17 protein-coding genes and 1 pseudogene are annotated in these 19,676 nt (G+C 37.3%); 15 read left to right on the plus strand and 3 right to left on the minus strand.

What is annotated here, in order from left to right:
• Positions 1–543 precede the first annotated feature (543 nt).
• From QFZ72_RS29025 to QFZ72_RS29075, 11 genes and pseudogenes are all read left to right on the plus strand, one after another.
• Positions 544–771 carry an aspartyl-phosphate phosphatase Spo0E family protein gene (locus QFZ72_RS29025; protein ID WP_307440619.1) on the plus strand — a complete coding sequence of 76 codons (228 nt, stop codon included), beginning with the start codon at positions 544–546 and terminating at the stop codon, positions 769–771.
• Between the two features lie 223 nt (positions 772–994).
• The gene (gene pfkA / locus QFZ72_RS29030) at positions 995–1,966 is read left to right on the plus strand and encodes a 6-phosphofructokinase (RefSeq protein WP_307440621.1); all 972 of its coding nucleotides are present in this window, start codon (positions 995–997) and stop codon (positions 1,964–1,966) included.
• Between the two features lie 14 nt (positions 1,967–1,980).
• Positions 1,981–3,405: pseudogene (gene pyk, locus QFZ72_RS29035) on the plus strand (pyruvate kinase); the annotation flags it as partial.
• 17 nt (positions 3,406–3,422) lie between these two features.
• Positions 3,423–3,869: a ribose 5-phosphate isomerase B gene (gene rpiB / locus QFZ72_RS29040; protein ID WP_307440623.1), complete on the plus strand. Its 447-nt coding sequence runs from the start codon at positions 3,423–3,425 to the stop codon at positions 3,867–3,869.
• 379 nt (positions 3,870–4,248) lie between these two features.
• Positions 4,249–4,404 (plus strand): hypothetical protein, encoded by a 156-nt coding sequence (locus tag QFZ72_RS29045; protein WP_307440624.1) that lies wholly within the window; start codon positions 4,249–4,251, stop codon positions 4,402–4,404.
• Positions 4,405–4,513: 109 nt separating this feature from the next.
• Positions 4,514–5,176, plus strand: a complete 663-nt coding sequence (gene rpe / locus QFZ72_RS29050) for a ribulose-phosphate 3-epimerase (RefSeq protein WP_307440626.1) — start codon at positions 4,514–4,516, stop codon at positions 5,174–5,176.
• A gap of 181 nt (positions 5,177–5,357) precedes the next feature.
• Positions 5,358–6,713 (plus strand): glutamyl-tRNA reductase, encoded by a 1,356-nt coding sequence (gene hemA / locus QFZ72_RS29055; protein ID WP_307440627.1) that lies wholly within the window; start codon positions 5,358–5,360, stop codon positions 6,711–6,713.
• A 74-nt stretch (positions 6,714–6,787) separates the two neighbouring features.
• Positions 6,788–7,258, plus strand: a complete 471-nt coding sequence (locus QFZ72_RS29060; protein ID WP_307440629.1) for an IDEAL domain-containing protein — start codon at positions 6,788–6,790, stop codon at positions 7,256–7,258.
• Positions 7,259–7,420: 162 nt separating this feature from the next.
• On the plus strand, positions 7,421–8,878 hold the full coding sequence (katA, locus tag QFZ72_RS29065) for a catalase KatA (protein ID WP_307440631.1): 1,458 nt from the start codon (positions 7,421–7,423) through the stop codon (positions 8,876–8,878).
• A gap of 164 nt (positions 8,879–9,042) precedes the next feature.
• Positions 9,043–9,507 (plus strand): Fur family transcriptional regulator, encoded by a 465-nt coding sequence (locus tag QFZ72_RS29070; RefSeq protein ID WP_307440632.1) that lies wholly within the window; start codon positions 9,043–9,045, stop codon positions 9,505–9,507.
• A gap of 562 nt (positions 9,508–10,069) precedes the next feature.
• Positions 10,070–10,210, plus strand: coding sequence for an FbpB family small basic protein (locus QFZ72_RS29075; RefSeq protein WP_307440634.1), 141 nt, complete (start codon positions 10,070–10,072; stop codon positions 10,208–10,210).
• A gap of 834 nt (positions 10,211–11,044) precedes the next feature.
• Here the strand turns inward: QFZ72_RS29075 and gbsB are convergent.
• Together gbsB and betB are read right to left on the minus strand one after the other, a co-directional pair.
• Positions 11,045–12,283 (minus strand): choline dehydrogenase, encoded by a 1,239-nt coding sequence (gene gbsB / locus QFZ72_RS29080; RefSeq protein ID WP_373464742.1) that lies wholly within the window; start codon positions 12,281–12,283, stop codon positions 11,045–11,047.
• Between the two features lie 52 nt (positions 12,284–12,335).
• Entirely contained in the window at positions 12,336–13,832 is a 1,497-nt protein-coding gene (gene betB, locus QFZ72_RS29085; protein WP_307440681.1) for a betaine-aldehyde dehydrogenase, read from the minus strand.
• Between the two features lie 197 nt (positions 13,833–14,029).
• On the opposite strand from betB, the gene cudC reads away from it, so the two are divergent.
• From cudC to QFZ72_RS29105, 4 genes are all read left to right on the plus strand, one after another.
• Positions 14,030–14,605 (plus strand): choline uptake/conversion transcriptional regulator CudC, encoded by a 576-nt coding sequence (gene cudC / locus QFZ72_RS29090; RefSeq protein WP_307440636.1) that lies wholly within the window; start codon positions 14,030–14,032, stop codon positions 14,603–14,605.
• 596 nt (positions 14,606–15,201) lie between these two features.
• Positions 15,202–16,899, plus strand: a complete 1,698-nt coding sequence (locus QFZ72_RS29095) for a high affinity choline transporter 1 (protein WP_373464743.1) — start codon at positions 15,202–15,204, stop codon at positions 16,897–16,899.
• A 62-nt stretch (positions 16,900–16,961) separates the two neighbouring features.
• On the plus strand, positions 16,962–17,420 hold the full coding sequence (locus tag QFZ72_RS29100; protein WP_307440637.1) for a helical membrane plugin domain-containing protein: 459 nt from the start codon (positions 16,962–16,964) through the stop codon (positions 17,418–17,420).
• Between the two features lie 39 nt (positions 17,421–17,459).
• On the plus strand, positions 17,460–18,638 hold the full coding sequence (locus QFZ72_RS29105; RefSeq protein ID WP_307440638.1) for an NAD(P)/FAD-dependent oxidoreductase: 1,179 nt from the start codon (positions 17,460–17,462) through the stop codon (positions 18,636–18,638).
• 352 nt (positions 18,639–18,990) lie between these two features.
• On the opposite strand, the gene QFZ72_RS29110 is transcribed toward QFZ72_RS29105, so the two are convergent.
• Positions 18,991–19,676, minus strand: a 686-nt coding sequence (locus QFZ72_RS29110) for an Rpn family recombination-promoting nuclease/putative transposase (protein ID WP_307440640.1), incomplete at its 5' end; no start/stop codon positions are given.

The raw sequence follows: 19,676 nt of genomic DNA on the forward strand, positions 1-19,676 counted from the left end.
TTTATTCATTTAAAATACAGGGGTTAAGAAACAATCCTAACGGTTTTTTATGGATAGACACCTTTTGATAATGGGCAGACTACACCAGTTGGTGAACCTGCCCTTTTTTGAACAAATGAATCACACCTGCATCACTTAATTAGAAGTATGATATTCAAATGCTTAGTCATCTAAATAATGTAACTCCCCTCCTCATCATAATAATCTCGTTTGTTAATTGTCTTGCAAATGACTTAACTGTCAGGGGAACAACAAAAAAGCATTTATAAGTGTAATTAGCAATCAATCTTTTACTGACAATCTAAATTCTTATATTCAATTTTATATTAAATAAAATAGAGATTGTCTTAAAAGTCTTACGCAGCCTTTGATGCGCATTTTTGTAACGAAAAATGATTCATTACTTGTAATTTTGTGATGTTATATACAAAAGTTACTAAAACGTAATGTACTATAGCTCGTTTTTCAGCAAGACATCTAACAAAAGTTATTAAAGAAGCAGCACATTCAAATCGACTTAGCCATTATGATGGGGAGGAAAAGATGATGATTGAAATGTTGAAATCGGAATTACTTGTGAATATAGACGCTAAGCGTAAAGAAATGATCGAAATTGCTATTGTCGGTGATTATACGGATGAAAAAACCGTAACATGTAGCCAAGAATTGGACCAGCTTTTATATAAATACCAGCAAATTTTGTTTGAAGAGAAAAGGAATACGGGTTTTCACTTTCTTAAATTAATGAAATCTATTAAAAGAGTTTCATAATTTATTATTTATATAAGTGGTAGGCAAATAAAAATACAACATACATTTGTTTCGTCATTTATTTAATCGAGACTTTGGTGAGATCCTCTTATATTTTATGTTTAGACTCTTTAATCTACAAAGGGATATATTGATGAATTTTATTATGTAATATCAGGGTTATGATTACAGATTCACATAGTGACTTGTATATAAGACGTGAAAAATGTGGAGGAAAACATAAATGAATAAGATTGCAGTATTAACTAGCGGCGGGGATGCACCAGGAATGAATACCGCTATTCGTGCGGTCGTTCGAAGAGGAATTTTTAAGGGACTGGATGTTGTTGGTGTACAAAATGGTTACAAAGGTTTAATGAATGGGGAATTTGTTTCGATGGACCTTGGAAGTGTTGGTGACATTATTCACCGGGGTGGCACTATCCTACAAAGCACACGCTGTCAAGAGTTTAAGGAAGCTGAAGGACAGCAACAGGCTTTAGCACAACTAGAAAAGGAGGGCATTGATGGTTTAATCGTCATTGGCGGAAATGGCACTTTTGAAGGTGCCAGAAAATTAACCGCCAAAGGATTTCCAACTATTGGTATCCCTGGAACCATTGACAATGACATTGCAGGGACGGAATATACGATTGGATTTGATACTGCCGTGAACACAGCTGTGGAAGCAATTGATAAAATTCGTGATACGGCAGCCTCTCATGAGCGTACCTATGTCGTTGAGGTAATGGGCCGCGATGCAGGTGACATTGCTCTATGGGCAGGAATGTGTGCGGGGGCAGAATCGATTATTATCCCGGAAGCTGACCATGATGTGGATGATGTAATTGACCGTATCAAGCAAGGATATAAGCGTGGAAAAACGCACAGCATTATTGTGGTCGCTGAAGGAGCATTTAATGGTGTAGGTAAAGGGATAGAAATCGGTAGAGTGATTAGAGAAAGAACAGGATTTGACACAAAGGTGACTATTCTTGGGCATCTTCAACGTGGGGGATCTCCTAGTGCTTATGACCGGATGATGAGCAGTCAGATGGGAGCAAAAGCCGTCGATTTGCTGGTTGAATCCGAGAAAGGCGTGATGGTGGGTTTGAAAAATGGCAAACTGATTCATTCACCTTTTGAGGAAGCAGCAAAAGAGAAGCATAGTGTTGATTTGTCCATCTATCATTTAGCAAGAAGTCTTTCTATCTAAAAGGGATGATCCTAATGAGAAATACAAAAATTGTTTGTACCATTGGTCCAGCTAGTGAAGAACCTGAAATATTAAAGAAGTTAATCTTGGCTGGCATGAATGTAGCTCGTCTAAATTTTTCCCATGGGTCGAATGAAGAACACGCATCGCGTATCGAAACAATACGCACTTGTGCCAAAGAGTTAAGACGACATATATCGATTATGCTGGATACAAAAGGTCCCGAAATCCGCACAGGAGTTCTAGAAAACGGCCAGATCACCCTTAGAAAAGATGATTCGTTTATTTTGACGACAGAAAAGATAATTGGAAATCAGGAAAAAGTAAGCATTACTTACGACAGGCTTCCAGAGGACATCTATGTTGGAGCAATAATCTTAATTGATGACGGGCTAATTGAGCTACATGTTGAATCAATCAACGAAAGAGATATTTATTGCCGAGTGATAGATGGAGGTGTTCTTAAAGACCGAAAAGGAATAAATTTACCGAAAATATCCACTAATCTCCCTGCTATAACAGAAAAGGACATCGCTGATATTGCTTTCGGCATCCGTATGAACGTTGATTTTATCGCTGCTTCTTTCGTCCGCAAGATAGAAGACGTTCTTCAAATCAGAAAAATCATCCAAGAGTACGAGTCCAATATTTCAATTATTGCGAAAATTGAAAATCGAGAAGGTGTCAATAATGCCAATGATATCTTGAATGTGGCTGACGGCTTGATGGTAGCTCGGGGGGACTTAGGAGTAGAAATTCCTGCCGAGGATGTTCCGCTTGTTCAAAAAAAGTTAATAGCAGCTTGCAATGCAGCAGGCAAGCCGGTGATTACGGCAACCCAAATGCTTGATTCCATGCAGAACAATCCCAGACCGACTAGAGCAGAGGCTAGTGATGTGGCTAATGCTATCTTTGACGGGACCGATGCCATTATGCTTTCTGTTGAAACGGCTGCCGGTACATATCCAGTCGAATCTGTTGAAATGATGAATAGAATCGCAATGAAAGTAGAGTCTTCCCTGATGTATAAAGAGCAGGTGTACCATACACCCAGCAGACAAATGACCATTACTGCTGCAATGGGGCAGGCTGTAACCAAAACGGCACACACCTTGAATGCAACGGCCATTTTAACACCAACTGAGAGTGGTTATACAGCGCGCACCGTATCAAAATATCGTCCATCCTGTCCTATCATTGCTGTTACCCCGAGAGAGGATACTCTTAAACGTTTGGCATTGGTATGGGGAGTACATCCCATTTTATTTGATGGTGCTGATAATACCGATGAAATGATGGGAAAGTCGATTCAAGCTGCCTTGAAGAAAAAAGCCATTAAGCAAGGAGACTTAATCGTGATTACAGCAGGTGTACCTGTTCGCGAAACGGGAACAACAAACATGATGAAGGTTCATATGGTACAGGATGTAATCATTAAAAGATAGGAGGAGGAAAAATGAAAGTAGCAATCGCATCTGATCATGGTGGGGTGAATATTCGGAAAGAAATAATCTCACTGATGGAAGAGCTGAATATTGAGTATATAGACTTAGGGTGTGAATGCAGCACCTCCGTCGACTATCCAGATTACGCGATTCCAGTGGCGGAGAAGGTAGCAAGCGGTGAGGTAGAACGTGGTATTCTAATTTGTGGGACAGGCATTGGAATGAGTATTGCGGCAAACAAAGTAAATGGAATACGCTGTGCGCTTGTGCATGATTTGTATAGTGCTAGGGTAACCAGGGAGCATAACGATTCTAATATATTAGCGATGGGAGAACGTGTCATCGGTCCGGGCTTAGCCCGAGAAATTGCGAAAACATGGTTAACAACCTCCTTTGAAGCTGGCAGGCACAAAAATCGTGTCAATAAAATAGCATCTTATGAAGCAATGCATATGTAAAATAGACTTTGGTATTTTATTAAAAATAGGGTCTCATAGATTAATAGAATCTGGCGCATTGTAATCAATAAATTTTTATAAATATCACAAATTTATAAAATTGGACTAAAAATTTGACATAATTATCGAATATTATCAAAAAAGATTATAATTTTGAATAATCTAATTCTATTTACCTGTAATTCAAGCGAAATTTTGTCTGATAATTCCGATTTTTACAATGATTCCAAAAATAGATTTAGTATAATTAAAATCAAATCAATGGTTCTATAATGTTCCAATAAGAATTTTTCACTTCATTGGTGCATGAACCTTGGATAAATAATATTGAATTAATAATAGTTGTAAGCGGTTACACACATTAAAAGGAGGATATATAATGAGCACACAAGAACAGGTTTTACAAAAAGTTGGTCACCCTCTTGAGCCCCTAACAGCAGATGAGATTTTAAAAGCGATGGGCAAGATATCGCATCAACAAAGATGCTCCAGAAGAAAGATTTGCCAACGAATCAGAAGAATATATAGTAATTGAAGAATTAGCAGCAACTGAAGAATTAACAGTAGCAGCATCTAAAATAGAATAGTGCTCTCTATCAAGGTGAGAGTACATTTCTAATAAAAAGAAAGCAGAGGTATAAATTATGATTAAAATTGCACCTTCAATACTTTCAGCTAACTTTGCAAGGCTAGAAGATGAAATAAAAGATGTCGAACGGGGCGGGGCCGATTATATACATGTTGATGTCATGGACGGTCATTTTGTACCAAACATAACGATTGGTCCGTTAATTGTCGAGGCAATTAGACCCGTAACAAACTTACCTTTAGATGTACACTTAATGATAGAAAACCCAGATCAATACATTGGGGCGTTCGCAAAAGCTGGCGCTGATATAATAACGGTTCATGTTGAAGCTTGCACACATTTGCATAGAACGATTCAACAAATTAAAGCCGAAGGGGTGAAAGCAGGGGTTGTATTAAATCCTCACACTCCGGTTTCAATGATCGAGCATGTGATAGAAGATGTTGACCTTGTTTTGTTTATGACAGTTAATCCTGGATTTGGAGGACAATCTTTCATACATTCTGTCCTACCCAAAATTAGCCAGGTTGCTAGCATGATAGAAGAGAGGAACTTGCAAGTTGAAATTGAAGTTGACGGTGGAGTGAACTCAGAAACTTCGAAACTTTGTATCGAAGCAGGAGCAAATGTCCTTGTCGCAGGTTCAGCCATTTATAATCAAAAGGATCGAGCTCTAGCAATTGCAAATATTAGAAATGAAAATCATGTAGTTAAATAGACTTTAAAATCGAACGGGCCAAATGATTAAATAATTCTCTGAATAATTGCAGGGCCCATCCCTGATCGATGGAGTAACCAACGTTTTATGATGGGTCCGATTCTTTCTTTAATCCCAATCGCATTTGTAGACTGTTAAGCTAAAAATCAAAAATAATGTGGTGGTAGAAATGTATATCCTAATGATTGGTATAAATTACAAAACAGCTTCTGTTGGGACCCGAGAACGTTTTGCTTTTCAAGAAGAGACAAAAGAAAAAGCCATTCGGACCTTAAAAAACACGAAAAGCATTTCAGAAGGCGTCATTCTAGGAACATGCAACCGTACCGAAATCTATGCCGTAGTTGACCAATTGAATACAGGAAGGCATTACTTAAAAAGCTTTCTTGCCGATTGGTTTGGAATAGATAAACATGAGTTTGCTGACTATCTTTACATTAAAGAAAACGATGAAGCTGTTGAACATTTATTTCGAGTAGCTTGTGGACTTGATTCCATGGTTTTAGGAGAGACACAAATATTAGGACAAGTGAAAAATTCCTTTTTTCAAAGCCAGAAACTTAAGAGTACAGGCACCATTTTTAATATGCTGTTTAAACAGGCAATAACACTGGCAAAGCATGTACAATCGAGTACCGATATAGGGAAAAATGCTGTTTCTGTTAGTTATGCCGCCATTGAATTAGGAAAGAAAATCTTTGGAGATTTTCGGAACAAAAAGGTGGTTATTGTTGGCGCTGGAAAGATGGGAGAATTGACAGCAAAACATCTCCATGAACAAGGTGTTAACACCTTCTTTGTGGTGAACAGAACATATGAACGGGCGAAAAGTGTAGCTGACCACTTTAATGGCAAAGCGATACCAAATCAAAATCTGTCAGGTGCTTTGATTGAAGCCGATATCGTCATTACTTCAATTAGTACAGACAGTTATGTACTGACAAAACAACAGATTCAATCAGTTTCTCAGAAAAGAAACAACCGCCCTTTATTCATGGTCGATATCGCTGTACCTAGAAACCTCGATCCAGACATTAATGATTTGAACAATGTTTTCTTATATAACATCGATGATTTAGAAGGCATTGTGGAAGCTAATCTTGAAAAACGAGCTCAAGAAGCAGAAAAAATTAAGTTAATGATCGAGCAAGAACTAATTTCTTTTAATTCGTGGATAAGCACATTAGATGTTGTTCCGCTTATGGCTGCATTGCGGGAAAAATCATTAGCCATTCAACAAGAGGCTGTTCGTAATATTGAGAATAAGTTACCAGGTTTAACGGAAAGAGAACTGAAAATTATTCGAAAATACTCAAAAAGCATTGTAAACCAGATGTTACATGATCCTTTGCTTGGTATCAAAGAAATGGCTGCTAATCAAACCAAAAAGGAAGTTTTAGACCTTGTAATCCAATTATTTTCTTTAGAAGAAGAAATAGACAAACAAAGTCAAATAAAAGAACACAATTCAGACTCAGAGTTACTCAAAGTGTTGAATCCTTCTCCTACCTTCAGGAATATTCCTGTTCACACATAAATTAACGGAGCGAAAAACGTGTTTGTATTAGCGCAGAAGTTGATCATATAAAAAGGTAACAGGGGTGATCTGTCATGGAAAATAAAAAACCGTATAAATCAACATCATATAGTGAGATCATGAAATCCCTTAACACAAAAAAGAAAGTGGAAGAAGAGTCTTCAAATCTTGAAACAAATGCGGTCATTAAAAATAAAAAACCGTATAAATCAACATCATATAGCGAGATTATGAAATCTCTTCATTCAGAAAAGAAAGTGAAAGATGAGCCTTCGAATCTTGAAACGAATGCGGTCATTAAAAATAAAAAACCGTATAAATCAACATCATATAGTGAGATCATGAAATCCCTTAATTCTCAAAAAAAGACGAACGATGAATATTCAATTCTTGATACGTATATAGAAATGATCTTTGATGAAGCAATGTATACCCATCAACTAAAGCTGCTTGAAGAAAAGATTGATGAGGCAATTGATTCAAATGATAAGCCTTTATTTCTTGAATTATCGACTCAATATGCAAAATTAAGACTCGTAATGTAAACAATCTCTATTGTTATAAGGCAAGAAAACTCGCAAAACATAACTCTAGTAAAAAAATATAATTTTTAGTTAATTAAATTTATTATTAAAAGATATTGATTATTTAATAATAAATGATATCATTATATATAGGTAATATAAAAACTTCAAGAGGTGAATCAAGTGAGTACAAATAATAATAATCTTACGACTAGTTGGGGTGCTCCGGTTGGAGACAATCAAAACTCTTTGACAGCCGGTTCTCGTGGACCAACATTAATTCAAGATGTCCATCTATTAGAAAAATTAGCCCATTTCAACAGAGAGCGTGTTCCTGAACGTGTTGTTCATGCAAAAGGGGCAGGGGCACATGGATATTTTGAAGTAACAAATGATCTAACAAAATATACTAAAGCTAACTTCTTATCAGAAGTAGGAAAACGTACTCCGTTATTTATTCGCTTCTCTACGGTAGCTGGGGAAAATGGTTCTGCAGATACTGTGCGTGATCCACGTGGTTTCGCTGTGAAATTTTATACAGAAGAAGGGAATTACGATATTGTTGGGAACAATACACCAATTTTCTTTATTCGTGATGCGATTAAATTCCCTGATTTCATTCATACACAAAAACGCCATCCGCAAACACACTTGAAAAATCCTAATGCAATATGGGATTTCTGGTCTTTATCCCCTGAATCTTTACACCAAGTAACTTATCTAATGGGTGACCGTGGTATCCCTGCGACTTTACGTCACATGCATGGATTTGGAAGTCATACATTCAAATGGACGAACGATGAAGGTGATGGCGTTTGGATTAAATATCACTTTAAAACAGAGCAAGGTGTTAAAAACTTATCAGAAGAAGTTGCAGCACGTATTGCGGGTGAAAATCCTGATTATCATACAGAGGATTTATTTAATGCGATTGAAAGAGGCGACTTCCCGGCATGGAAACTGTATGTACAAATCATGCCGTTAGAAGATGCAAATACTTACCGTTTTGATCCATTCGATGTTACAAAAACATGGTCTCAAAATGATTATCCATTACTTGAAGTAGGTCGAATGGTGTTAGATAGAAATCCAGAGAACTATTTTGCTGAAGTAGAACAAGCAACGTTCTCTCCTGGAACATTAGTACCTGGTATCGATGTTTCTCCAGATAAAATGCTTCAAGGCCGTTTATTTGCCTATCATGATGCACATCGTTATCGTGTGGGTGCCAACCATCAGGCATTGCCAATCAACCGTGCTCGCAATGAAGTGAAAAACTATCAACGCGATGGCCAAATGCGTTTTGACAACAACGGCGGTGGTTCTGTTTACTACGAACCAAATAGCTTCGGAGGCCCGAAAGAATCATCAAATGCGAAGCAAGCAGCTCTCGCTGTATCTGGTGTAGCTGAAAGCGTGGCTTATGACCATAATGACCACTATACTCAACCTGGTGACTTATATCGTTTGATGAGTGAAGAAGAGCGTACACGTTTAGTCCAAACAATTGTTGGTGCGATGAAACCTGTTGAAAGAGATGAAATTAAACTTCGTCAAATCGGCCACTTCCAAAAAGCAGATTCAGAATTAGGAACACGTATCGCCGAGGGTCTTGGTTTATCAGTATCACAAGAAGTTTAAGAGACTTTGATGAATATGGTTACAAGTTTAATAAAATGAGTTTTAAAGTGTAATACATTCTCAAAGCTCAAATGCATTAAAAACTTCAATCCTAACGAAAAGATCATCATAATGATGGTCTTTTCTACTACCATACTTAAAATTTGACTAATGAGGTGTTGAATATGTATCAACATCGTGTGGAAAAGGGGTTTAAGCTTTTTAAAATAAATGGTTTAAAAATGACACCCCAACGTAAAGCCATCATGGAATATTTAGCAACTTCTGAATCTCATCCAACAGCTGAAGAAATTTTTAATGAATTAACAAGTAAGTTACCAAATATCTCAAATGCGACCGTTTATAATAATTTAAAATGCTTAAAAAAATTCGGCATTATAAATGAACTCACTTTTGGCCAGACCTCCAGCCGTTACGAATGGGCAACCTCCCTTCATTACCATGTTGTATGCATATCCTGCGGAAAATTACGTGATTTCAACTACCCTAGATTAACAGATGTAGAGGAATTTGCTGAAAAAAAATCGGGCTTTACTATAACCCGACATCACTTTGAGATTTATGGAACCTGTACAGACTGCAATCATAAAAATACCCCCCTTAAAAACAGTGAGAAAATATCGAAATAAGCTGCATATACTTAAATAACTCATGCAGACTATTTACACTTGAATTAAAAATAGAACTCTTTGCTGCTGTGCAAGTGAATGAAAAACCAGTTGATCTTATATTTACTGTTATATCAAGTTAGAGGACACGAGTGGATAATGTCATTATCTAGCTCCTCCTGGTTATTCCTCTTACATGATCAATCTGCCAACTTACAAAGTTATAACGTATACCCTTATATTGAAAATCCATCTATCTCTTTTCGGAGGTAGATTTTCTTTATTAGACGAGTTTCTTCCTATTAAATAGGAAAAAAGATTATGAACTCTATGTAAAAAGTAATCAATATTAGATTTGTTTTAATAAAAAATTGAGTCCTATGATACCATCTAATTTAAATCTCAGTTCATGGTCCCAATTGTTGTTTCAAAATCTCTTGAACAGAGATGCTCAATAATTCACAAAATTGTTGAATTATTGTCAGATAAACTTACAGAATTGTTGTATTATTTAGATAAGTTATATTTTAGCTGTAAATTCTATAAAACATTTTCAATCAAACAAAAGAAAGGAGTATTTATTTTGCGAAAATCTGCCAAGTTTAAAAAATCATTTAAAGAGTTAATGCAAGAGAATAGACAAGAATTACTTAATGATAAACAAGCATTAGAAAAAATTGAAAAACGTATAGAAAAACGCCATGAGTTAAAAAAACTAGCTTAACGGAGCTAGCTTTTCTTTGTATATTTATTAGAAAGAGTTCAGATTATATATAATAATCTGAGAGGACTTAACTTAAAAAAACCCCCTTGAGGGACAAAGAGTTAAAGAAGCCTAACGGTAAAAAGCTAAGTTTATAAAACAAAAAAAAAGGACATTTTTATTTGCCCTGTACCTCGTATCGGCCCCACCTACGCCAAATACTATGACGGCCACGCATGCCATCCAACCTACTATAAGTATAAATGAAAGCGTTTACATTTTCAATACCTAAAAGAGAACAAGTTATTCCACTCCCTCTTGATAAAAGTGGAAACACATTAATGAATATTTAATAGAGATAGAATTACTGCCATGTAACTGCACTTGAAATAGATGCTGTAAAATAAAAAACTGTTATCTAAAGAGATAGAAAATTCACTTGATGATTAAATTTATTTGGTTTATTTATCTATTAGGCAAGAAGGAACCCCAAAATTATTGAAAAATAATATGTAAAGAGCGATGAAAAATTAGGGTGAAAGGAATGTCAACAAATAAAACAACCGGTAAAAAGCAGAAGCTGTCTGGTCCTGAACAGGTAGTGGAATTTATGAACAACCTTGAACATCCCTAAGAAGTCAGAAACATCATTTTAAATACAAACAGCAGAATTACTGTTAAAGATGATGTAAAAGCTAAAGAAGAAAAACTTAGAGAAGTTATTGATGCTACGATTTAACAATTTGTAATGTAGCTTGAAGGACCTCAAATGCAAGGTCCCAACAATAATTTATGAACATAGCCATATAAAAAGAGGAATATGGCAAATGATAGCCATACTCCTCTTATTTTAATTTAACTGACTTCTACTGGAATCTTAGCAGTTTTTGTTTCTAAGGTAGGTGTTTCCAAGTTAAAGCAACGACGGTATATCCATTCGTATCCTTTTACATTAATATCGCGTGGATTACCGATTGTTTGCGGATCGTTAAATGCTTCCTTGGCTAAACGCTCAATCATTTCAGCAGATACACCCTGATCCGCAAGTGTTGGAATTTCAACATCTTCAACAAGTTGATATACTGATGTAACTGCTGCTTTTGCTGCTTCTTCCAGACTCATACCATGAATATTCACACCCATAGCTTGAGCAATACGTGCAAATTTTTCTGGCTCACCCATCCAGTTATACTCCATTACCGGTCCCAGCATGGCTGCGACACAAGGTCCGTGAGCAACAGGGAGAATCCCTCCAAGAGTTTGTGCCATGGCATGTGCAGCTCCGGCAGACTCACTGCCGTATGATAGGCCTGCTAGCATGGCTGCTTGTGCCATTCCATAACGAGCTTCAATGTCTTTGCCGTTTGAAACGGCCCTGCGTAAATATTTAGCTACATATTCGATTGCAAGCAATGCAACTGCATCAGTCATCGGTTGGGCATAGTGGCATGTATAACACTCAATTGCATGTGAAAGGGCATCAATCCCAGTGCCGGCTGTAATATGTGCTGGCATTGAGACATGAAGTTCAGGGTCAATGATTGTTAAATGTGCAGCGATTAATGGACCTCCCGTATTAAATTTAAATTCACGAACAGGATCAGTAATAACAGCCCACTGAGTTACCTCACTTCCTGTACCGGCTGTTGTTGGAATTGTTGTTAATGGAGGGATGCGTTTTTCAAGCGGTTTTTTACCTTCAGCTGCTTCATAATTTAATACAGGTTCGCCATGAACGACCTCCACGCCAATTGCTTTTGCTGTATCCATGGAACTCCCTCCACCGACAGCAACAAGTCCATTACAAGATGTTGATTTATAAATAGATGTTCCTTTTTCCACAACATGAATAGAAGGGTTCGGTTCAACTTGGTCAAAAATAACAACTTCTATTTGTGCTTCTTTTAAACTTTTAACAACTGGTTCAATTAATCCAACTTTTTTAACACCTGGATCAGTAACAAGCAAAACTTTGCTGACGCCAAGATTTTTAACCTCTTCACCTGTATGTTTGACTGCACCAATCCCATGTTTTAAAACGGTTGGAACTTCAAAGCTTTTTAATCTTCCCATTCTCTCAAATCTCATAAACATCTCAATCACTCCTTCATTTATTGTTAATTAAGTACAATAGTCAGCCATGTATTTAAACTAATTCGCTTTCTTTTGCATTTACTTCTTTAAACCAGAGCATAGGTTCAGGATTTGTATTCATGTATACATGTTTAATTTCTGTATATTCTTCAAGGCCAACATGGCTCAATTCGCGGCCTATACCGGATTGTTTATAGCCGCCCCAAGGCGCTTGCGGAAAGTATGGATGAAAATCGTTAATCCAAACAGTTCCCATACGCAGTTTTTTAACAATCCGTTCAGCACGATTCATATCACTTGTCCAAACTGCGCCTGCTAATCCATACAAACTATCATTAGCTAGTTGAACAGCTTCCTCTTCTGTTTCAAAAGTTTCAACTGTAATGACAGGGCCAAATGACTCTTCTTGCACGATTCGCATTTTCGTATGACAGTTTGTGAAAATCGTCGGTTCGATAAAATATCCCTTTTGTAAGCCGGGTGCAGTCGGACGTTTTCCTCCGATTGCTAGTGTAGCTCCTTCTTGGATTCCAAGTTGAATATATTGTTCTATTGATTCTAAATGCTCGGCTGAGATAACAGGGCCCATTTCGGTCTCTTCATCGAAACCGCTTCCAATATTAATTTTCTTTGTTCGTTCTACGATTGCTTCTATAAAACGGTCATGAATTTTCTTTTCAACTAACAAGCGGGCTCCAGCAGAACACACTTGTCCAGCATGAAAGAAAACAGCATTAAGTGCATAGTCAACAGCAGTATCAAAATCTGCATCAGCAAACACAATGTTTGGATTTTTTCCTCCAAGTTCCATCGAAATCTTTTTAAAGTTACCGCTGGCTGCTTTCATAATGTGTCGACCGGCTTCTCCTCCGCCTGTAAATGAAATAAGGTCTACGAGAGGATTTTCAGCCAATTCTGAACCGACTGTTGAGCCTGGTCCCAACACAAGATTCACAACACCTTTTGGAAAGCCTACTTCTTCAAAAATCTCACACATTTTAATCGATGTAAGAGGGGTAATTTCGGCTGGTTTTAACACAACTGTATTCCCAGCAGCCAATGCCGGAGCTAGTTTCCATGAAGCCTGAAGCAATGGGTAATTCCAAGGTGCAATCAATCCACAAACTCCAACAGGCTCACGTACAACACGACTGACCGAATTTGGATTAGGAGATTCGATCATCAGACCGCCGTCTTTATCAGCAAGCCCGGCATAATATTGAAACACACCTGCAATTCCATCCATATCAGCAAGACTTTCTGTCAACGTTTTACCTGTATTCAGTGACTCCAACTCTGCCAACTCTTCTTTATACTCTTTTATTTTTTGAGCAACTTGAAAAAGAAGATCACCTCTTTCCGCCGCCGTTAGGCTACCCCAATCTCCTTCGTCAAAAGCACTTCTTGCAGCTTGAATTGCTTCTTTAGTATCTTCCCGGCTCCCCCGCGGAACCGTATCAATAACTTCTTCATTAAAAGGATTAATAATCTCCTTTGTTTCACTACTTTTAGCCTCAACCCATCTACCATTGATGTACATTTGTTTCATTACCAAACCAGCACCTCCATAAATTGGTATTTGTTAAGAAAATTTTTAACATTTATAATATACTGAAAGTATAATACATGAAATATTTTCAGTCAATACCAAATATTCAGAATATTTTATTGACATTCATTCTTTCTCTGTTATATTAAATTTATATTTTATGTATTATTTTGATGGAAAAAAGGAGGTGATATAATATGGTGGAGAGGGCGTGTGTCTATATGGAAGAACAAAAGAATTACATGGAAATGCTTGAAGAAGCGGAATCAATCGTGATTGATGCTATAGCTGAAACGATGGACCTTTATGGGGTAACACCTTCCATTGGAAGGCTTTACGGAGTTCTATATTTTAGTGAAGAAGCGATGACATTGAATCAGATGGGCAGTAGTTTAGGAATGAGCAAACCCAGCATGAGTACTGGTATCCATTCTCTTATGGATATAGAGATGGTTCAAAAGGTTTGGCGAAAAGGGGAACGAAAAGATTTATATAAAGCGGAGAAAGATTTTTTTGTATCATTTTTCTCTTTTTTCTGTAAAAAATGGGATCGGGAACTCTCTATCAATATGCAAGCTATTGAAAAAGCAACTGAAAAATTAAATTCTATATTGGAAAATCCCAATGTCCCCAATGCTGTACAGCAAAAAGCAAGTAAAGATCTTCAACAACTTAAAGAATCAACTGAATATTATTTGTGGCTCAAAAAACTGGTCAAAGCATTTCGATCGAAAGAATTGTTTAAAATAATTGAAGAAAATGATTTTGATTAATTTTTTTCTACTTAAATAAGATGATTCAATAATAAGTTGTATTTAATCTTTGCCGATCACTAATTGTTACTAAACAGTTATGTTTGATCGGTAAGAAATATTGAAATCCAAAAGCCAACAACGAAAATGGATTCTATTTCTCCTTTGAATGTGAAGCTCAATAGCCTCACGTTCATTTAGAAGAAATTGATAGAGCAACTAAACAAAAACCTTTCTATTAGGCAATACCTTATCCCCATAGAATATACTCCAATAGACAAAAAAGCCTTAACAACTTAAAGAGGCAAACTATTTTTTCCAGCTTTTTTAAAAAATTCTCTATCTCAAAATCTCAATTTGGAGGTGAACTATTCAGGTATATTTATTGATACTATTAAAAAGCAATTACAAAAAAGGATAGACCTAAGTAACAATGGCAATGTACACATTCACTCCATTAATCAGATGATCCTCCTTGCAAAATTTATACTATTTTAATATACCAATACCTTTACTCAAATCTCACATTGTCTCCTACCCTTTCAAAAACATAGTGAAAAATAATAAAATGAAAGCGTTTACAAATTTTGACTTAAATTAATTTTAAGAAAGAAGGGATGAATTTGAATGGAAATCAGGCCAGACAAAACCAGGAGCAGATAACGATTGATCTTCCAGAAAGTCCAAAGAAACAATTTTGGACTCCTTTAAAAACAACGATTGCAGGTTTTATCGTATTTACCAGCTTTACAATAACTTATTCTCTAATCACCAAAAAAAGTATTTATTGGCCTGGTCTACTTATTATGCTGGCTCTATATTGCATTTTCTATTACATTGGAGCGAAAGCAGTCGAGAAAAAGCGAGGGAAAACAGATGATATGCTTGTTGCCGGAAGATCGATGCCGCTTTGGTTATCAATGTTTACGATGACAGCGACCTGGGTTGGAGGAGGTTACATTGCCGGAACAGCTGAAACAATTCATTCCTCTGGAATTGTTTGGACGCAAGGTCCGTGGGCATATGGGCTGAGCTTGATTTTTGGAGGGATTTTTTTCGCACGAAAAATGCGACGCATGGAATTTATGACCATGCTGGATCCTCTGGAGTCTCGTTTCGGATATAAGATGACTGGACTTCTCTATTTCCCATCTCTTCTTGGTGAATTGTTTTGGAGCGCTGCGATGTTAACGGCTCTTGGTACGACATTCAGCGTTATTCTCGGTTTAAGTTTCACTGTTTCAATTATTATTTCAGCAATCGTAGCCATTGCATATACCGTAGTCGGTGGTCTTTGGGCGATCGCTCACACAGATGTGCTACAGCTTTCTATTATGTTCTTCGGATTGATAATTGTCTTACCTTTTGCATTTTCCAATGTTGGAGGTTTTCAAGTGGCTTTTGATAATTACGCCGCCAACATGCAAGGAATGATGAGTCTTTTTCCTCCTATAACTGGATGGAATGATCCTAACTGGGGCAATTCTTTTTGGTATTGGTGGGATTACACACTTTTATTGGTGTTTGGAGGAATTCCCTGGCAAATTTATTTCCAGCGTGTTCTTTCTGCAAAAGACGAAAATGTGGCGATGTGGTTATCGATTTGGGCTGGAATTCTATGCTTCTTCTGTGCGATTCCACCTGCATTAATCGGAATTGCCGGTTTTAATGCTGATTGGGCATCACTCGGGACTGCTGCTCCAGAAAACTCTTCAATGATCCTAACCTATGTATTTAAATATATGACACCGAGCCTTGTTGGCGCCATTGCCCTTGGTGGATTGGCCGCAGCAGTTTTGTCAGCAGTTGCCGCATCACTCTTATCGGCATCAGGTATGGCGGCCTGGAATGTTTATCGCCCACTTGTAAAACCGAAAGCAAGCCCTCGACAACTGCAACAGATCATTAAACGCAGTATCATCTTAGTTGGTATTGGTGCAACATTGATCGCCTTAAACGCTAAAAGTGTTTATGCGTTATGGTACTTATCCAGTGACCTAGTCTACTGTATCTTGTTCCCGCAACTGACCTGTGCCCTTTACTACAAATGGGCAAACTGGTATGGAGCAATTTCGGGATTTGTTGTCGCCTTAATATTGCGGGTCGGTGGCGGAGAACCGTTACTGGGATTACCTGCTGTCATTCCGTACCCTTTGATTGAGGATGGGACAGTTTATTTCCCTTTCCGTACCACTGCCATGCTTGCGGGCCTAATTACGATTCTCATCGTTTCTTATTTAACACGGCATAAATGCCCGCCACTACCACTGAGAAACTTACACGAAAATAAGGAAGATCAAAACCCTGTTTTATAATATGCAGTTAGAAGAGATGGCGTTATGCCATCTCTTACTAAAAAAGTAAAGGAGTTCTATCTATGGCACAAGCAATTATTCAACAACCACCTACACAGAAAGCTTCTTCAAACGAAAATCAGTCCACATCTTCAGCAATAAGCCAAGAACAAATAGAAGTGCTTAATCAATTATTAAAACCGGAAGTACAGGAGTCTTTGACCGTCCTTGTGGAGAATCTGCCGAAATTAGCAGAAATGGTTCCATATCTGACCAAATCATATGATGTAGCACAATCTATTATGACAGATCGCGTGCTGATTAATGATTTGGTGGATGGTATGCAGGAATTCATAAAACCGCTGGAAGGAAAAATAAAGGAGTACGCATCAATAGCTATTGAAGCAAATGATCGGGCCCAGGCAAATCAGGAAACAACTATTGGTTTGTTTGGTTTATTGCGAATGCTAAAAGATCCTCAGATGCAAAAAGTATTCCGATTTGTACAGGCATACTTAGATTTAAAATCTGAGAAACAATAAATATTTCTGATGATATAAAGCAACGAATGGAGGAAGATTATGGCTAAAAATATTTTAATTTTGGGTGGGGGTTATGGGGGGTTGCTAAGTGCCTTGACAGCACGAAAACATTTAGGAACTGATGAGGTCTCCATTACGCTTGTCAACCGCTTTCCAACCCATCAAATTATTACGGAATTACACCGTCTGGCTGCAGGGAATTTGTCTGAAAAAGCAGTAGCATTGCCACTAGAAAAAATACTGCGCGGTAAAAACATTGACTTAATGATTGGTAGTGTTCAAGAGATATCCCCTGACGATCATCAAGTTTCTCTTACTGATGGAACGAAACTGACATATGACTTGCTAGTGATTGCGCTCGGCAGTGAAACAGCTTACTTTGGTATTCCGGGTCTTCAAGAGCACAGCTTTATTCTAAAGTCAGTAGAAGATGCCAATCGTTTACGTGACCATGTCGAATCCTGTATTCGCAATTATAGCAAAACCCAAGATAAGCAATATGCAACGATTGTGGTAGGAGGGGGCGGCCTCACTGGGATTGAATTGATTGGCGAGTTCGCTGATTTAATGCCACAATTATGCCGACAATACGGCGTACACACTCCAGATATTTCCTTGCTTTGTGTCGAGGCAGCACCGACTATTTTGCCAGGATTCCCCCCTGAATTAGTGGAACGTGCACAATCTAGTCTATCGGCACGCGGTGTAGAGTTTGTAACCGGGACGCCGGTTACAAAGATGGAACAGTTCGCTGTAGAACTGAAAAATGGAAGAACGATTGAAACGAAAACGATGGTCTGGACAGGCGGCGTTCAAGGTAATTCTGTGGTTGCTAATTCGGGAATAGAAGTGAATCGCGGGCGGGCGCTCGTGAGCGAATTTCTTCAGTCTACATCTCATAAAGACGTGTTTCTTTCCGGTGACAGTGCCGTAGTTATGGGACCAGAGGGACGTCCGTATCCACCAACAGCGCAATTAGCTTGGCAAATGGGGGAGACAGTCGGCTATAATTTGTTCGCTTACCTTACAGGCGGTGCGATGGAAGAGTTTAGACCTGTCTTTTCTGGAACATTGGGCAGCCTTGGTCGTAAAGACGCAATCGGCACGATTGGGGAAAATAAAACCCAATTAAGAGGCCTGCCAGCATCATTAATGAAGGAATCTAGTAACATTCGTTATCTGTCCCACATTAATGGTTTATTCAGTTTAGCGTATTAATTAGGACAAAAGAAAAATATGATGTGTGTATTAATATATATATCAACATTGTTGTTAATGCTTATTTAAATATTAAATATGTTAATTTTTTAATCAGATAATACACATATTCGTTAATAACCTGAATTTTCAATCAGAAAATTACTAACAGGTTATGGAATTAAATGTTTATTTCTATGCTATTTGAACATATAAATGAAATACCAAATTTCTAAAGCATCTGCTATGTCAGATGCTCCTTTTTTGATGAGATTCATCTATCTGGCAAGGAAGAAAAATTTTTATTTAAAGAGTTGCCTGACAAAAAATAACGTAAAATAAAAAAGCGCCTTAATGGCGCTCAATTCATTTACTATCGGACTTCTGTTTCAATTTCCTTAACTTTTTGTACGGATAATCCTGTATGGTTTGCAACATCTTGAACGGACATACTCGGTATTTTAAGTAAGCTTTTTGCAATTTCAATTGCTTTTTCGTTCTTTGCTCCGTCAATTTGAGTTTTTTGATCAGCAATAAATTTTTCTCGAAGCTGATACATTCTAACGGTTTCCTCGTCAGCACTTAAACGGCGTAGTTTATCTTCTGCTTTTGCTACCAACTGATCCAAGATAAACACCTCCTCTAAATTTGGCTGCTTAACCGTATCTCCTCTTAGAAATAATAACCATCTATGCAAAGGATTATGCAGATCAGCCTCCAGTTCATTGAACTTTGGCATTTCAATAAAATGAATTTCCAGCAGATCAGTAAGAAGTTTTTTGGATTTATCCTCATAAATCTTATAGCTTGAATGATAAGATTCGATATCGGTCAAGTAATTAAACCCTAAAATATTTATAGTAATCGTTTTGTTTAGATCTGAATATTTTTCAGCTGCTTTAAAATTTTCAGTATATAATTTTGACCAATAAAAGAGGGTTCTTTCTTTCATGTTATACTCATTTGCTAGTTGAACCTCTATGTTGATTTTTTCTCCTGTATAGCATATAGCCTTAATATCAAGAATTCCCTGTTTATCATCAATTTTTTCTTTACTCA

The sequence above is a fragment of the Bacillus sp. V2I10 genome, assembly GCF_030817055.1.
GTDB lineage: Bacteria > Bacillota > Bacilli > Bacillales > Bacillaceae > Bacillus_P.

Coding starts and splice junctions, on each gene's coding strand:
- QFZ72_RS29025 (WP_307440619.1), top strand. CDS start 544: ATGATGATTGAAATGTTGAAATCGGAATTACTTGTGAATATAGACGCT.
- pfkA (WP_307440621.1), top strand. CDS start 995: ATGAATAAGATTGCAGTATTAACTAGCGGCGGGGATGCACCAGGAATG.
- rpiB (WP_307440623.1), top strand. CDS start 3,423: ATGAAAGTAGCAATCGCATCTGATCATGGTGGGGTGAATATTCGGAAA.
- QFZ72_RS29045 (WP_307440624.1), top strand. CDS start 4,249: ATGAGCACACAAGAACAGGTTTTACAAAAAGTTGGTCACCCTCTTGAG.
- rpe (WP_307440626.1), top strand. CDS start 4,514: ATGATTAAAATTGCACCTTCAATACTTTCAGCTAACTTTGCAAGGCTA.
- hemA (WP_307440627.1), top strand. CDS start 5,358: ATGATTGGTATAAATTACAAAACAGCTTCTGTTGGGACCCGAGAACGT.
- QFZ72_RS29060 (WP_307440629.1), top strand. CDS start 6,788: ATGGAAAATAAAAAACCGTATAAATCAACATCATATAGTGAGATCATG.
- QFZ72_RS29070 (WP_307440632.1), top strand. CDS start 9,043: ATGTATCAACATCGTGTGGAAAAGGGGTTTAAGCTTTTTAAAATAAAT.
- gbsB (WP_373464742.1), bottom strand. CDS start 12,283: ATGTTTATGAGATTTGAGAGAATGGGAAGATTAAAAAGCTTTGAAGTT.
- betB (WP_307440681.1), bottom strand. CDS start 13,832: ATGAAACAAATGTACATCAATGGTAGATGGGTTGAGGCTAAAAGTAGT.
- cudC (WP_307440636.1), top strand. CDS start 14,030: ATGGTGGAGAGGGCGTGTGTCTATATGGAAGAACAAAAGAATTACATG.
- QFZ72_RS29095 (WP_373464743.1), top strand. CDS start 15,202: ATGAATTTGAATGGAAATCAGGCCAGACAAAACCAGGAGCAGATAACG.
- QFZ72_RS29100 (WP_307440637.1), top strand. CDS start 16,962: ATGGCACAAGCAATTATTCAACAACCACCTACACAGAAAGCTTCTTCA.
- QFZ72_RS29105 (WP_307440638.1), top strand. CDS start 17,460: ATGGCTAAAAATATTTTAATTTTGGGTGGGGGTTATGGGGGGTTGCTA.